The sequence below is a fragment of the Streptomyces sp. NPDC046909 genome (genome assembly GCF_040644695.1).
In the GTDB taxonomy this organism is placed as follows: Bacteria; Actinomycetota; Actinomycetes; order Streptomycetales; family Streptomycetaceae; genus Streptomyces.
The window spans coordinates 1-13,732 of record NZ_JBEYXC010000033.1 but is presented as its reverse complement, the minus strand read 5'-3'; the positions used below and the strand labels follow the sequence as shown (position 1 = coordinate 13,732).

The 13,732-nt window shown below is 68.3% G+C and carries 12 protein-coding genes and 1 pseudogene; 6 read left to right on the top strand and 7 right to left on the bottom strand.

Translation table 11 applies throughout. The annotated features are described in order from the left end of the window. Positions 1–3 precede the first annotated feature (3 nt). Positions 4–651 carry a (2Fe-2S)-binding protein gene (locus ABZ928_RS51815; RefSeq protein ID WP_361536551.1) on the bottom strand — a complete coding sequence of 216 codons (648 nt, stop codon included), beginning with the start codon at positions 649–651 and terminating at the stop codon, positions 4–6. Between the two features lie 397 nt (positions 652–1,048). On the opposite strand from ABZ928_RS51815, the gene ABZ928_RS51810 reads away from it, so the two are divergent. Both ABZ928_RS51810 and ABZ928_RS51805 read left to right on the top strand, forming a co-directional pair. Then, positions 1,049–2,407 carry an aromatic acid/H+ symport family MFS transporter gene (locus tag ABZ928_RS51810; RefSeq protein WP_361536549.1) on the top strand — a complete coding sequence of 453 codons (1,359 nt, stop codon included), beginning with the start codon at positions 1,049–1,051 and terminating at the stop codon, positions 2,405–2,407. Positions 2,408–2,536: 129 nt separating this feature from the next. Further along, the gene (locus tag ABZ928_RS51805) at positions 2,537–3,529 is read left to right on the top strand and encodes an alpha/beta hydrolase (protein ID WP_361536547.1); all 993 of its coding nucleotides are present in this window, start codon (positions 2,537–2,539) and stop codon (positions 3,527–3,529) included. An 85-nt stretch (positions 3,530–3,614) separates the two neighbouring features. Here ABZ928_RS51805 and ABZ928_RS51800 read toward each other — a convergent pair whose 3' ends face one another. Both ABZ928_RS51800 and ABZ928_RS51795 read right to left on the bottom strand, forming a co-directional pair. Then, complete coding sequence (locus tag ABZ928_RS51800; protein WP_361536545.1) at positions 3,615–3,953, bottom strand: hypothetical protein; 339 nt, start codon at positions 3,951–3,953, stop codon at positions 3,615–3,617. 193 nt (positions 3,954–4,146) lie between these two features. Then, positions 4,147–4,746: a flavodoxin family protein gene (locus tag ABZ928_RS51795; protein ID WP_361536543.1), complete on the bottom strand. Its 600-nt coding sequence runs from the start codon at positions 4,744–4,746 to the stop codon at positions 4,147–4,149. 280 nt (positions 4,747–5,026) lie between these two features. Between ABZ928_RS51795 and ABZ928_RS51790 the strand changes: the two genes are divergently transcribed. Continuing rightward, entirely contained in the window at positions 5,027–6,427 is a 1,401-nt protein-coding gene (locus ABZ928_RS51790; RefSeq protein ID WP_361536541.1) for an alpha/beta hydrolase, read from the top strand. Between the two features lie 173 nt (positions 6,428–6,600). Here ABZ928_RS51790 and ABZ928_RS51785 read toward each other — a convergent pair whose 3' ends face one another. After that, positions 6,601–7,269 carry a TetR/AcrR family transcriptional regulator C-terminal domain-containing protein gene (locus ABZ928_RS51785; protein ID WP_361536539.1) on the bottom strand — a complete coding sequence of 223 codons (669 nt, stop codon included), beginning with the start codon at positions 7,267–7,269 and terminating at the stop codon, positions 6,601–6,603. A gap of 88 nt (positions 7,270–7,357) precedes the next feature. Here ABZ928_RS51785 and ABZ928_RS51780 point away from each other — a divergent pair, with 88 nt between their 5' ends. From ABZ928_RS51780 to ABZ928_RS51770, 3 genes are all read left to right on the top strand, one after another. Further along, the gene (locus ABZ928_RS51780) at positions 7,358–8,098 is read left to right on the top strand and encodes a dienelactone hydrolase family protein (protein ID WP_361536537.1); all 741 of its coding nucleotides are present in this window, start codon (positions 7,358–7,360) and stop codon (positions 8,096–8,098) included. A gap of 55 nt (positions 8,099–8,153) precedes the next feature. Next, positions 8,154–9,032, top strand: coding sequence for an SDR family NAD(P)-dependent oxidoreductase (locus ABZ928_RS51775; RefSeq protein ID WP_361536535.1), 879 nt, complete (start codon positions 8,154–8,156; stop codon positions 9,030–9,032). A 358-nt stretch (positions 9,033–9,390) separates the two neighbouring features. Continuing rightward, the gene (locus ABZ928_RS51770) at positions 9,391–10,128 is read left to right on the top strand and encodes an SDR family oxidoreductase (protein ID WP_361536533.1); all 738 of its coding nucleotides are present in this window, start codon (positions 9,391–9,393) and stop codon (positions 10,126–10,128) included. Positions 10,129–10,564: 436 nt separating this feature from the next. On the opposite strand, the pseudogene ABZ928_RS51765 reads toward ABZ928_RS51770, so the two are convergent. From ABZ928_RS51765 to ABZ928_RS51755, 3 genes and pseudogenes are all read right to left on the bottom strand, one after another. Continuing rightward, a pseudogene (locus ABZ928_RS51765) lies at positions 10,565–10,799 on the bottom strand (hypothetical protein); the annotation flags it as partial. Between the two features lie 456 nt (positions 10,800–11,255). Next, the gene (locus tag ABZ928_RS51760; RefSeq protein ID WP_361536531.1) at positions 11,256–13,310 is read right to left on the bottom strand and encodes an RICIN domain-containing protein; all 2,055 of its coding nucleotides are present in this window, start codon (positions 13,308–13,310) and stop codon (positions 11,256–11,258) included. 234 nt (positions 13,311–13,544) lie between these two features. After that, positions 13,545–13,732: substrate-binding domain-containing protein (locus ABZ928_RS51755; protein ID WP_361536529.1), on the bottom strand; the 188-nt coding region annotated here is incomplete at its 5' end.

Below are 13,732 nucleotides of genomic sequence, written 5' to 3'. Positions count from 1 at the left end.
GGCTCACTTCCCCGCGGTCTGCTCGACGGCGTGCACGATCTTCACGTAGCAGCCGCAGCGGCAGATGTTGCCGCTCATCCACTCCCGGATCTCCTCCGGAGAGCCGGTGTGGCCCTCCTTGATGCAGCCGACGCCGGAGAGGATCTGCCCCGGGGTGCAGTAGCCGCACTGGAAAGCGTCCTCATCGATGAACGCCTGCTGCAGCGGGTGCAGTCGGTCGCCCTTGGCCAGGCCCTCGATGGTGGTGACCTCGGCGCCCTCCAGCCGGACGGCCAGCGTCAGACAGGAGTTGACCCGCTGTCCGTCGACCAGCACCGTGCACGCGCCGCAGGCCCCTGCGTTGCAGCCCTTCTTGGAGCCGGTCAGATCGAGGTGCTCGCGCAGCAGGTCGAGCAGGGAGGTGCGGTTGTCGACCGTCACCGTCTGCCGGGTGCCGTTCACCGTCAGGGAGACACGGGTGGAGGGCGGGGCCTCCGCAGCGGATGCTTCCTCCGTGCCGGCGAGGACGGATCCACCGATCACACCGCCGGCAACGACGGCACCGCCGACCGCTGTGGTCGTGGCGATGAAGGTTCGCCGACTGGGCGCGGGGGAGGACTCGCCGGATCCGGTGGGGGGTGAAGCGTCGGATTTCGGGAGGTCAACAGACATACGAACGCCTTCGCATCGTAGACAGATCAGTCGCGCACAACCGCGAGAAGGCAGGTGGTATCGCCGTCACCGCAGGGCATGCGGGGCGACCGCGCGCTGTGAGGATGGCGGGCCGCGTGGGGAGTCTTGCATCATGGCGACACGTAAGGCAGGGAGGGTTTTGTACCCCCCTTGGCGTTTTCTTTACGAGTCCCAGCCCTTTTGACCTGCTCCGACCATTCTCCGACCGCTTCTGTTCCTGCGATGCGGGGTCGCGGGTCCATTGACTGCCTGATGCAACCCCATTGACACTCGTCCACCCCAGCCTGAAACTCATGCGGACTCGCAGTGAAGCGAATTTCACCACGCGAACATCTCGCCCTTATGTCAGGGCCTCATCGCATCTCCAAGGACGCAGATGATCTCCTCCCCACCGGCCGCCCGCTCCCGTCCTCAGCACACGTTCCGGAGCGTTTTCCCGGTCCTCGCCCTGTGCTGGCTGGCCGTCTTCTTCGACGGCATGGACGTCAACATCTACGGCGCCGTGATGCCCCACATGCTCGACGACCCGGGACTCGGCCTGACTGCGGCCAGCGCGGGCACGATCGGCAGCTGGACAACGTTCGGCATGCTCATCGGCGCGCTCACCGCGGGCAACCTCACCGACTGGCTGGGCCGGCGGCGCATGCTGGTCGCCAGTGTGACACTGTTCTCTGTCGGCTCGGCGGTCTGCGCCCTCGCGGGCGGAATCGGCCTGTTCGGCTTCGGACGGTTCGTCTCCGGACTCGGCCTGGGCGGACTCATGCCGCTGTGCCTGGCGATGGTCATGGAGTTCGCGCCGCCGCGCCGGGCCGCCCTCACCACCGCTCTGCTCATGACGTCGTACCACTTCGGGGGCATGGCCGCGACCGGGCTCGGCCTGACGCTGGCCCCGGCCGCCGGCTGGCGCTGGGTGTTCTGGGCGGGCGTACTTCCAGCCGCGATCGCCGTTCCGCTGCTGCTCAGGCTGTTGCCTGAGTCACCGGGCGTATTGCTGGCACGTGGTGAGCGCGACAAGGCCGATGCCGTCGCCGACCGCTACGGCATCCCCCGGCCCACCGTCGCCGCGGCCCCCGCCGCCGGCGCCCAGGGCCGTCTTGCCGCTGTACGTGATCTCTTCCGGCCAGGGTCCCGCTGGGCGACGCCGTTGCTGTGGCTGGCCTCCTTCTGTGGTCTGCTGCTCGTCTACGGCGTCAGCACCTGGCTCCCGCAGATGATGCGTGCCGAGGGCTACGGCCTGAGCTCCTCGGTCAGCTTCCTGATGGTGATCAACGCGGGCGGCATCGTGGGCCTACTGATCGCTGGCCGCACCGCCGACAGATTCGGCGCGGTGCGGGTGTCGGCGATCTGGTTCGTGCTTACCGCCGTCGGCGCTCTGCTTCTGAAGGCTCACCTGCCGCTCGGCGTGACCTACGTCGTCGTCGCCGTCACCGGTGTGTGGCTGTTCAGCGCGCAGGTCATGGTCTACGCCGCCACCAACACCGTCTACCGCGACAGCGAGCGCGCCGCCGGCCTGGGCTGGGTCACCGGAGTCGGGCGTACCGGAGCCGTCATCGGCCCATGGCTGATCGGCGCGCTCGCCGACAGCGGCAACCAGAGCTGGGGCTTCACCACCTTCGCCCTGGCAGGGCTGGTGGGAGCGATCGCGATCGCCCTCGTGCCGCTCGCCCGGCGACTCGGCGGAAATGGAGTGCCGGCCCCTGCGCCCGTCGCCGCCGCGAGCGCCTTGGACGGCTGACGGGGCGCCCCGCGTTCCCTCAACCCCTGACGAAGAGGAGACGACGCGATGTTTTCCCGTAGCCGATTACGCCCTCTGCGGTTCGGCTCAGGGCACATCCCTCGCGCGGTGTTGGCGACCGCCGCGGCCGTGGCTCTGCTCACGGCTGCGGCGGTCGCCCCCGCCACCCCCGCTCCCGAAGCGACAGGCACAAGGGTGACCGTCACCAAGGACCTCGCGTATGCCCCGGCCCAACCGGCAGGTAGCGAGGGCCACTTGCTCGACCTCTATGTCCCGCGCTCCGAACGGCCGGTCCCGCTGGTGATCTACTCCAGCGGCTCGGGATGGATGGCGGACAGCGGGCGCCGGGGTGCCGACCAGGTGGCCGCACACCTCAACCCGTACGGCTTCGCCGTCGCCGGGGTGTCGATCCGTTCCAGCTCGCAGGCCCGGTTCCCGGCCCAGTTGTACGACATCAAGGGAGCCATCCGCTGGCTGCGCGTGAACGCGCACAAATACAACCTCGACCCGCGTCGCCTCGCCATCATGGGTGACTCCTCGGGCGGTTGGACCACGGCGATGGCCGCGGTCACCGGCGACATCCCCGAACTGGAAGGCGACATCGGCCCACGTGACCCTTCGAGCGCCGTCCAGGCGGCCGTGCCGTTCTACCCGCCGACGGCCTTCCTGGAGATGGACGCTCACATGCTGGGGAACTGCCAGGAGTTCAACTCGACGTTCGGACTGACGGACTGCCACTCCGACGCGCGCTCCCCGGAGTCACGTCTCCTCGGCTGCCCCATCGCGGCGTGTCCCGCCGAGGTCACCGCCGCAAGTCCGCTCACCTACATCGGGGGGCGGCGCACTCCGCCGTTCCTCATTTTCCATGGTGAGTCGGACCCGTTCGTGCCGTACGACCAGAGCCGTCTGCTGTACCGCAAGCTGGTGGCCGCGGGTCACGACGCCACGCTCGTGTCGCTCCCGAAGGCCGGGCACGGACCGGTGGAGGACATGCTCACCGATGACGACACCCGCGCGGGGGCCTATGCCGAGAGCACCCGGAACGGGCACAGTGCACCAGCCCGTCCCGTGACCCCGACGTGGCGGACCGTCGTCACCTTTATGGAGCAGCGGCTGCGCTGATGTCTTGGCGGCGAGACCATCACTCACCGCGTAAACAGTTCGGGCCCGCCGACCGAAGTCGGCGGGCCCGAGGCGCTTCGCGCGTTCAGCGGACGCGGGTCCACTTGCCGTGGAGCTGGACGAAGTTGCCTCCGATGACCGAGCTGGCCATGCAGGTGCCCTCGGTGTAGTCCTCGATGTGGGTGACGTGGTCACCGGCGTCGGGCTCGGTCCAGCGGACGACGTACAGGCCGTCGCGGAGCTGGGTGGTCGTGTACTCCATGGTCTGCTTGCGGCCCTTGATGGCACCGCTGGTGACCTCGAAGCTGACCTGGGTCGCCGATTCGAAGGTGATCTCGACGGTGAAGTGGCCGAGCGGCGTGTCCGGGCCGAGGTCCGCCAGCCAGGTCTGTCCCACGCTGGGAAGAGTCGCGTTGCTGTCCATCGTCACAACCTCTTTTTCTGGGTCGGCGCGCAAGCGCCCGTATGTGCGTGTGTGTCGATTCGTTCACTCGCGGGCTCTGGCCCGAGCCGCAGGCCGACGGCCGGTGAGTGCTGGCTCATGTCCGACTCTCGTCCCTGGCGTGGAGTACGGCCATCAAAGCGACCCGATCGGGTGATCGAACCATTTGTGAGACTTAGGCAGCGAGGGCGGTGCGGCCTGCGCGGAAGTATGCGGTTTGTTGGGCGACGCGGGCGCCGAGGCCTTCGGCGGTGGCGATGTCGGACTTGTGGACTGCTTCGGGGCCGGCGTCGGTGGGGGTCTGGGCGCCGGCGCCGACGAAGTAGCCGAGGCGGTTGATGTCGTCTTCGCTGCCCTGGGTGGAGGCCCAGCCGGGCTGGACGCCGAGGCTGATCCAGTGCATGCCGTGCTGGGCGGCCATGGTGAAGAAGTAGCCCAGGGTGGAGGACTTGTCGCCGTTCTTGGCGCCGGAGTTGGTGAACCCGGCGGCGATCTTGTTCACCCAGCTCTGGGTGAACCAGCGCTTGCTGCTGGCCTCGGCGAAGGTGTGGAAGGCGGCGGAGGCGGTGCCCATGTAGGTGGGGGCGCCGAAGATGATGGCGTCGGCGGCGTCCAGCTGTGCCCATTGTTCGTCGGTGATGGTGTCCACGGGTATGGAGATCACGTCGGCGCCGGCTTCCGTGGCTCCGCGGGCGACGGCCTCGGCGATGACGGCGGTGTGGCCGTATCCGGAGTGGAAGGCGACGGCGACCGTGGGGCGGGAGGGGGAAGGCATGAGGGGGTTGCTCCTCGAAAGGGAATTGCGGGGTATGGCTGCCAGCATGGCACCGGATCGGCTGGTTGTGAGGGGGAGGAAACCTTCCCCTGTACCGGATTCACCGAGGTCAGAGAGCCTGCCCTCATGCTGGACGCGGACTCGGCACTGACGCCCTCAATGACGTTGTGCACAATATTGACGCACGCAAGAAAATAGCCCTAGATTCCTTGCGTCTTCGTTCAGTGCACTGAGTATCTGCCCGTGTGCCCGCTCTGCGGCCGCCCTCAGGGAGCCCCCCATGAATGCCAGCGCCCGTCCCCGCACCCGCCGCATCCGTATCGCCCTGGCCTCCACGGCTGTGGTGGCGTCCACGGCCCTCGTGGCCCCGCTTCCCTCGGCGGACGCACAAGCGGACGCACACGTCGCTGGTCATCTCACCGGCACCCTCGCCGACGGCGCCACCTGGGTCGCGGACGTCCCCGAACAGTGGAACGGCACCCTGCTGCTGTTCAGCCACGGCTTCGGCCCCCTTGTCGCCCGGAACGCTCCCACCGACGCCGTGCGCACCGAATTGTTGAGCCAGGGGTATGCGCTGGCCGGGTCGTCGTACGACCCCAATGGCCCGATGTGGGCTCTCAACAGTGCGGAACGCGACCAGTTCGCCACGCTCGACGCCGTCATCGCGAAGATAGGCACCCCGCAGCGAACTTTGGCCATGGGTAACTCGATGGGCGGACTCGTCAATGCGCAGCTGGCCCGGGATGGCGGCGGACGCATCGACGGCGCGCTCGGTCAGTGCGGCCTGGTCGCGGGCGGCGTCGACCTGGACAACTACCAGTTGGACGCCGAGTACACCCTCGCCCGGCTGCTGCTGCCGGGCGAGGAGGTCAAGCTGGTCCGCTTCGACTCCGCCGCCGACGCGGCTGCCACCGCCAAGAAGCTCACCGACGCCGTCACCGCCGCCCAGGCGACCCCGCAGGGCCGCGCCCGGATCGCACTGGCCGCGGCCTTCCTCAACCTGCCCGCCTGGGCGCCCGGACAGGAGCAGCCCCCGGCGACCGACTGGGCGGGCCAGCAGGAGCAGCAGTATGCGTGGTTCGCCCAGGGCATCCTGTCGTTCGTCGAGGGGGGCAGGTTTGCCATGGAGCAGTCCGCGGGCGGCAACAACTCCTGGAACAAGGGCGTGGACTACGCCCGACTGCTGGCAGGTTCCGTCCACGCGCCGCAGGTCCGTGCCCTCTACCGGGCCGCCGGCCTCGACCTGCGCACCGACCTGAGCACCCTGACCGCGGGAGCCGGCATCACTGCCGATCCGGCAGCCGTCCGTACCGCACAGCGAACTTTCACCGCGGGCCAGGGGCTCGAAGTGCCCCTGCTAGACATCCACACCACGGCCGACAACCTGGTTCCCGTGGAGCAGGAGAGCCGCTTCGCTTCCCGCGTACGCGCCTCCGGAGACGGTGCGTTGCTACGGCAGGCGTTCGTCGAGCGGCAGGGGCACTGCACGTTCACCACCGCCGAGACCGTGGCCGCCCTGCACGCACTCGAACACCGGGTCAGCACCGGCCACTGGGACGACGCGGCGACCCCGGCCGCACTCCAGCGGTCCGCGACCGCACTCGGTCTGGACGGGGCGGCCTACGTCACCTACCGCCCGGCACAGCTGACGGTCGGCCGCGACCGCCCCGGCCAGCACTGACGCAGGGGAGTTCATGCCCGACGCATCCGCACCGGCCAGCCGGCGCGGAGGCGTCGGGCTTTTCGCTCGTCTCAAGGTCTCTGAGGGGCCTGCAGAGCGACCGACAGGCTCGCCGCCGCAACCAGGATCGGAGATCGGGGTGCGAGTTCGGCCGGCGCTCGCGTGAGCATGGGTCAGTCTGCTGTTGCCGGCGCGGCCGAGTGCCCGGTGAGGATCAGATCGACGCCGAACGCGAAGCGGTCGTCGAAGCTTTCCGCCGTCAGGTGCTTGATGGTCGCCGCGAGGGAGGGGAAGTCCGCAGGGTCGGCCGCAGCGGCCTGGGCGCAGAGGGTGCGGTGCGGTGGAGTCTGTTCCTCCCTCACCAGGCCGATGGTGAAGTAGACCAGAGTCCACGCTGTCCAGGCGGCTGCCTGCGGCGTGCGGCCTGTGGCGTGCAGAGCCGTGTTGAACGCCTCGGCGAACGCCAGTTGGTGGGGCTGGTCCAGGGAGAAGCCCTCGCGCGCCAGACGTGCGCCGTCCCGGTGGGAGCGCAGCGTGGTGCGCAGTGCCGTGAGCAGGGCGCGGACCCGTTCCTCCGGATCTTCGGGCAGTGGGGACGGTACGCAGTGGGCCATCATCGCGTCGGTCACTGCGCTGATCAGACTGCTCTTGTCCTTCACATGCCAGGCCACGGCGTTGACGCGTACTCCGAGTCGGCCGGCCACGGCCCGCAGGGACAACTTGTCGAGGCCGTCCTCATCCAGTAGATCCATCGCGGCGGCGATGATCTGCGCCTTGGTGAGGCCGACATGGGCGCGAAGGGCGGGGCCGCGGGATTCGGTCGAACTTGACGTCTTGGACACCGTCCAATGATACTAGTGAATCCCCTTGGACACCGTCCAAGGGGAATGTTTCCCAACCTTCCTCTCGCTCCGCCCTTCGGAGAACTCGATGCCCACTCCCACGCCGGTCGATCTGACCGCACTCGGTACGCCTCTCGGCGGTTCACGCCGCCTGCTCGGTTATCTGGCCAGGCCAGATGGTGTCGGTCCCTGGCCCGGTGTAGTCGTCGTACACGAGGCGCTTGGGGCGGACGAGGTCATGCTGCGCCAGACCGAACGGCTCGCCGGGGCGGGCTACCTGACGCTCATGCCGGACCTGTTCGCCGACGGCGGCGTGCGCCGCTGTCTGGTGGCGACGATGCGCGCCGCGGCGTCGGGCCGAGGTCGTGCCTACGCCGACCTGGAAGCCGCGCGACGGACCCTGGCCGCGCACCCCGACTGCAGCGGGCGAGTCGGTGTCATCGGCTTCTGTATGGGCGGCAGCTTCGCCCTGGTCCTCGCGGGCCGTGGCGCGTTCGACGCGGCCTCCGTCAACTACGGCCTGCTGCCCAAGGACGCCGAGCGGACTCTTGTCCGTTCATGTCCTGTGGTGGCCAGCTTCGGCGGCCGGGACCGGATGCTCAGAGGGACTGCGGCCAGACTGGAGACCACCTTGGCGCAGGCGGGCGTACCGCACGACGTCAAGGAGTACCCCGCTGCCGGGCACTCCTTCCTCAACGCCGCCGAGAACGCCCCGCGTTGGATGCGGCCCCTTACCCGGATCGCAGGCATCGGACCTGAACCCGAATCAGCCGCCGATGCCTGGCACCGGATCGAGGAGTTCTTCGCCGAGCACTTGGCTGAGGCGTGACCACCTCGCATTCACCTGCTCCGTATCTTCTCCACCGACCGTTTTGGAGATTTCAATGACCGTCGAACGCGATTTGCGCGGAACCAACTTCGTCTTCTTCGGGGGCTCGACTGGCCTCGGCCACGCCACCGCCCTCGAGATCGGCCGCCGAGGAGCCGACGTCCTGATCGTGGGCCGGGGTCGCGCAGCTGGTGAAGCGGCCGCCACCGAGATCAAAGCGGCTGGGGCCGCTTCCGCCGACTTCCTGGCCGGTGACCTCTCCACGGTGGCGGGCGCCACCGAGGCGGCGGCAGGAGTGAAGCGGTGGCGCCCGGAACTGCACGGTGTGATGCACACGGCCCTGTCGGTGTCCAGGACCAGGAAGACCACGGCCGACGGGCTGGAGTCCCACTTCGCGATCGGATACCTCGCGCGGGCCGTCATCAACCGCCTGCTGGTCGACGAACTCGCGGCCTCGGGCGACGGGCGCATCCTTCATGGTTCGGGGAGTGTCCGGGGGATCGCGTCGAAGCTGTTCATGCCGGACTTGGACGATCTCCAGTTCGAGCGGCGTACGTGGGGGTTCTTCAAATCAATGCTGCCCAACCACCAACTGAATTACTTCCATGTGCAGGAAGCGGCCCGGCGCTGGGCGGACCGGCCGGTCACGCTGACGTTGTTCTGCGTGGGGCCGACCAAGACCAAGGTGATGGGAGACAAGAACATGCATCCCGTCAACCGCCTGGCCGTGAGGTTCGGAATGCCGCCGGAGCGGTCCGCGCGCAACGCCGTGCGCGTGCTCACCGCCGCTTCGGCACAAGACGTCAACGGCACCGTGCTGCGCAACGCGACGAGCTTCTCGCCCGAGAAGCTCGCCATGGACACCACCCACACGGCCAAACTGTGGGACATCACCGGGACAATCGCGGCCGAGCACGGAACAGAACTTCCGTAAGCCCCGTACCGCCGTCTCCGACAGCGGTCTCGGCGGCGACACCGACGTACGACACCGCCTGGCGGAGGCGGCCGACAGCACTGCGGGCGACGAGCGTCTGACGATCGAGACGGCGCAGTTTCTCGTCCCGTCGGGGGTGGCTGCCCTGGAACCGCTGCCGGGACGACCGCTCGGCGGCGATGCTCCCGCCGCCGCGAACGTCACCGATGACCTCGGGCGGCTCGCCGAGGCAGGGCTGCCCCCTGCACCTACTGGATGCCGATTGCTGCCGAGCACATGGAGAAGGCCACGGAGTGGACCGCGGCCGACGCCATGCTCAACTCACGTGATGCCGTACGAGAAAGGTCAGGACCTGACAGTGCAGACGGACAAAGTGGCGCTGGTGACGGGTGGTTCGCGAGGTATCGGCCGGGCTGTCGCCGAGCGGCTCGGGGCCACGGGCATGAGCGTTGTCGTCAACTACCGCTCCGACCGCGAAGCCGCCGAGGACGTGACGGCCAGGATCCAGGATCTCGGGGGGAAGGCGGTGGCGGTGCACGCCGACGTCACGGAGCCCGCCTCGCTCCGCGGTCTGTTCGACGCCGCCGACGAGCACTTCGGTGGGCTGGACATGCTGGTCAACAACGTCGGCATCACCCGTTTCTCCGCCTTCGTCGACACCCCCGACGACGACTACAATCTCCTCTTCGACACCAACACCAGAGCCACCTTCACAGCGCTCAGGGAAGCCGCCCGGCGGTTGCGTGACAGCGGCCGGATCGTGGTGATGTCCAGCATCGTGACCGCCGTGAGTCCGTCGGACACCGGTGTCTACGGCGCCACCAGGGCGGCGGTCGATCATTTCGTCCGGGTACTGGCCAAGGAACTCGGCCCACGTGGGATCACGGTGAACAGCGTCGCGCCCGGTCCGGTGAACACCGAAGCGATGGCCGCGGCCCGATTCACCCCTGGGGTACAGGACGTGGCGGCTCAGATTCCACCGCTGGGCCGGATGGCCGAGCCCGCTGACATCGCCGACATCGTGGCGTTCCTGGCTGGCGACGACAGCCGATGGATCAGCGGCCAGACCATCTACGCCAACGGCGGAGCGTTCTGACGGAAGAATCCGGGCGGCGGCGCGGTCAGACCCAGCCTCGTGCGGCGGCGCCGGACGGCATCCGATTGTGGTCGGCGGCCCATCACGGCGCAGATGTCCTGCTCGATCCGACTGGCGGTGACATCAACTGGGGCGGATTGTTGTGTCCGCAGAGCGCGCGGACAACGCTCATGTCGTTCATTGACGCGCGCCAAAGCGTCGAGTGGAGCCCAAGTGGCGTTGACGCCCCGAGGAGTACGAGTCGCCCGACTCTGATTTCACTTATGGACGTCGAGGAGCGAGCCAGGCGTTCGGCCGGGCGAGCAGAGGTCGGGCGTGGCGCTTGGGCCCGCACGCCACGTCGAGCGTCGGCGATGCCCCGCCATAGCAGCTGGCCTGCGATCCAGAGCCTGTGGAAAACCCTGTGGAAAAGTCTAGGAGGCTGATCCTCGCGCGGTCAGCGCAGCCAGGAGCCGCGGCGGACGAGCGGGAGCCTTGCCCACAGCAGGCCGAGGGCGAGGGAGTCCCCGGCGGAGGTGGCGGCGAGGATGATCAGGACGATGTCGTACGCGGCGAAAGGGTTTGTCGACACGGTGGGTGAGCTGTCGGAGAGGTGTTGGACGGGCGGCCACTCGGCGACAACGTAAGCGCCATCGTCAATGGCCCGCTACGGCCGCGAACCGCAGTGCCACAAGGTGGACTCCAGGCCGTGGACAACCTGGTGGAGCAGCGTTTCGAAGCGGCGAACGGCCAGCTGAGGGCGATGCTCGAGGTACTTCGCCGACCAGAGCTTCCTGCCCGACAACGACGGAGGCTCCTTCGTTCACGGACTGCGGCAGATCACGCATACCAATGGCCCGTATCCGGGCACCTCGGACGCTGGGGAGGCGCGGTTCCGCCTCCAGGTCCTGAGCGGTGCGGCCCGCTACCTGATCGACTGCTTCACCTCGGTCCACCAGGCCGTCAGGCCGTGCGCGTGAACGGATGCCGAGGGCCTCGCACTTCGCTGGACCACGGCAGCGCGGTAGCACCCCACGGATCGTTGGTTGTGCAGTCCCGGAGCCGGTTGTTCGTGACGCCGGTCCCGTCGACTTCTGGTCGGCGGGACCGGCTTGGTGGTCAGGGTCGATTGGTCGGCTTCCTCGCTGTCAGTTGATGCGGATGATCTTCCAGAGCTGGTCGTCGACGCTGAGGCTGTTCCACTGGACGACGGCCGCTCCGTCAGTGATGGAGGACTGGGCGACGCCGGCGACGAGGGTGCTGTTCACGTTGCGGACCTTGAAGTAGCCGTCGCCCGCGTCGACGAGTGTCCACTTCTGGGAGTCGGCGGTGGAGGGGGTGTTCTGGACCACGACAGTGCCCGCCGAGGTGGACGCGCCCTGGATGTCCAGGTTGAGGTTGCTGTTGGCGTTCCTGATGGTCCAGGCGCCGTTGCCGGCGGACTGGAAGGTGAACAGCTGGCAGGAGCAGGCCGAGTTGTGCCACTGCTGGGCCGCTGTACCAGCGGCGGTGGATGCGCCGGGGATGTCGAGGTACCTGCCGCTGTTCTTGTTGACCAAGACATACTGACCGGTGCCCAGCGGGGGCAGGGCGGTCTGGGTGAAGTTCCAGCGCTGGCAGGCGCAGTTGGTGCCGCTCCACTGGCCGGCGGCGGTGCCGGTGGCGGTGGAGGCGCTGGGGATCTCCAGGTACTTGCCGGTGACGCGATTGGTGAGGCTGTAGCCGCCGGAGGGATGGGGGGCTACAGCCCATTCGTGGTCGAGGGTGCCGTTGTCGTCCCACTGGAGGATCCTGGCGCCGTTGGCGGTGGACTGGTTCTCCACGCCGAGGACCTTGCCGCTGGCCACGTTGAAGATCTTGAAGAAGCCGGAGGGCTGCTGCACGAACCGCCACTGCTGGTCGGTGGCGCTGTCGGCGCTCTGCTGGGTCGCGGACGTGCCGTTGACGGTGGAACCGCCCGCGATGGCGAGCATCAGATCACTGTTCGCGTTGGACAGGGTGTAGGTGGCACCGTCGGAAATACCGCCGCCCAGATCAATCGTGCCGTAGGTGACGGGGTTGAGGCTGGAGCCGTTGTAGCCGCCGCTGAGCACCAGCAGACTGTGCCCGTCGGGGAGGGGGTGCAGCCCGCGGCTGTACCCGCCCGCGACGGTCGACTGGATCCGGGTCCAGGCGCCCGCTGCGCCGTTCTGGGTGTTGAGGAACAGATCGGTGCTGTTCTGGGCGCTGACCACGAGCGTGCCGTTGGAGCCACCGGTGGGCAGCCAGGTGACGAACGGATTGCAGCAGGGGACAGTGCCGTCGGTCGTTCTCAACGGAATGCCGGTGACGCTGCCGAACGCCTCCGGGTCGGCGGAGATCTTGTAGTAGACCGCGAAGTTGCCTTCCGGCGCGCCGCCGTACTCGTAGGTCATCACGTAGTTGCCGTTGGGCAGCTGCGCGATCGTCGCCATGCCGGGGCGGTCGCTGTAGTTGGGGTTCGCCACGTCGTCCACGACGGGACCCCAGTTGACGCCGTCCGTGCTGACCTGGTGCACCAGCTTCTGGCCGTGGTTCGGGTCGCGCTGGTCGGAGTAGTAGACGATGAGGCGGTTGCCGTTGACGAGGAAGAACGGCTCCCACACGGGGGTGAAGCCGTTACTGGCGGTGGCCTGGCCGCCGGTGGCGATGTTGGTGACGAAACTCCAGGTGACGCCGTGGTCCGTGCTGGCGTACATGTCGATCTTGGTGGCGGACCGGTTGCCGGGCACGGAGTCGCCCGCGATCAGGAGTGTTCCGGCGGGGAAGTTGCCGATGGCGGTGGGCAGTTCGAACAGTTGCGGCTCCCAGCGCATGCCCCAGCCGTTCTGGGTGTCTGCGACATCGGAGAGCTTCGTCCAGGAGTTGCCGTTGTCGGTGCTCCGGTAGATCGGGAACACGGGCGTGCCGGAGGTGTACTGCTCGAAGGTGGCCAGGATGGTGCCGTTGGACGAGCCGCTGTGCTGCAGCTGTATCGCCCGCGGGTAGAGCGAACCGGGGGCGGGCGCGCCCGACGGCGGGGTGTACATGGTCTGAGAAGGGCGGGAGATGGCGTCCGCCCGGCCGGCGGCGGGCAGGACCAGGGTGGCCGCCGCGATGATGAGCGCGAGCAGCAGCAACAGGGGTGTGACTGGGCGGAGGCGTGGCGCGGCGCCGGATCTGGCGCCTGGCTGGGCAGGGGACATGTGCGGCTCCCGGAGCAGGGAAGGGGAAGGTGTCTTTCGGTACCCGCCGTCCCTGGGGCCGAGTACGGCAAGAGGACGGCGGAGTTCAAGGGGCGTGCTGTCCGAGATCGACCGGGCGGTTGTGCAGCACGGCTTGTGAACGATGGGTTCGCTGCGGGACAGGCATGCGGCGGGTCTCGTGTCTCGGGCGGGAGGGGGCGCCCGGGACGACGGATCAGGTTGTACGAGGTCGTGTCAGGTTCGAAGGGTCGGTGGGGGTGCGGTTGAGCCGCGGATGATGAGTTCGGCGGGTGGTTCGACCGCGGGCGGCGGGTCGGTGTCGGGTTTCTCGATGGCGTGCACGAGAAGCCGGATCCCTTCCGTGGCCGAGGCCTGGAAGGGCTGGCGGGCGGTGGTCAGGGGCGGGCAGACGTAGGCGAAGA

Coding starts and splice junctions, on each gene's coding strand:
- ABZ928_RS51790 (WP_361536541.1), top strand. CDS start 5,027: ATGAATGCCAGCGCCCGTCCCCGCACCCGCCGCATCCGTATCGCCCTG.
- ABZ928_RS51800 (WP_361536545.1), bottom strand. CDS start 3,953: ATGGACAGCAACGCGACTCTTCCCAGCGTGGGACAGACCTGGCTGGCG.
- ABZ928_RS51775 (WP_361536535.1), top strand. CDS start 8,154: ATGACCGTCGAACGCGATTTGCGCGGAACCAACTTCGTCTTCTTCGGG.
- ABZ928_RS51795 (WP_361536543.1), bottom strand. CDS start 4,746: ATGCCTTCCCCCTCCCGCCCCACGGTCGCCGTCGCCTTCCACTCCGGA.
- ABZ928_RS51780 (WP_361536537.1), top strand. CDS start 7,358: ATGCCCACTCCCACGCCGGTCGATCTGACCGCACTCGGTACGCCTCTC.
- ABZ928_RS51760 (WP_361536531.1), bottom strand. CDS start 13,310: ATGTCCCCTGCCCAGCCAGGCGCCAGATCCGGCGCCGCGCCACGCCTC.
- ABZ928_RS51815 (WP_361536551.1), bottom strand. CDS start 651: ATGTCTGTTGACCTCCCGAAATCCGACGCTTCACCCCCCACCGGATCC.
- ABZ928_RS51810 (WP_361536549.1), top strand. CDS start 1,049: ATGATCTCCTCCCCACCGGCCGCCCGCTCCCGTCCTCAGCACACGTTC.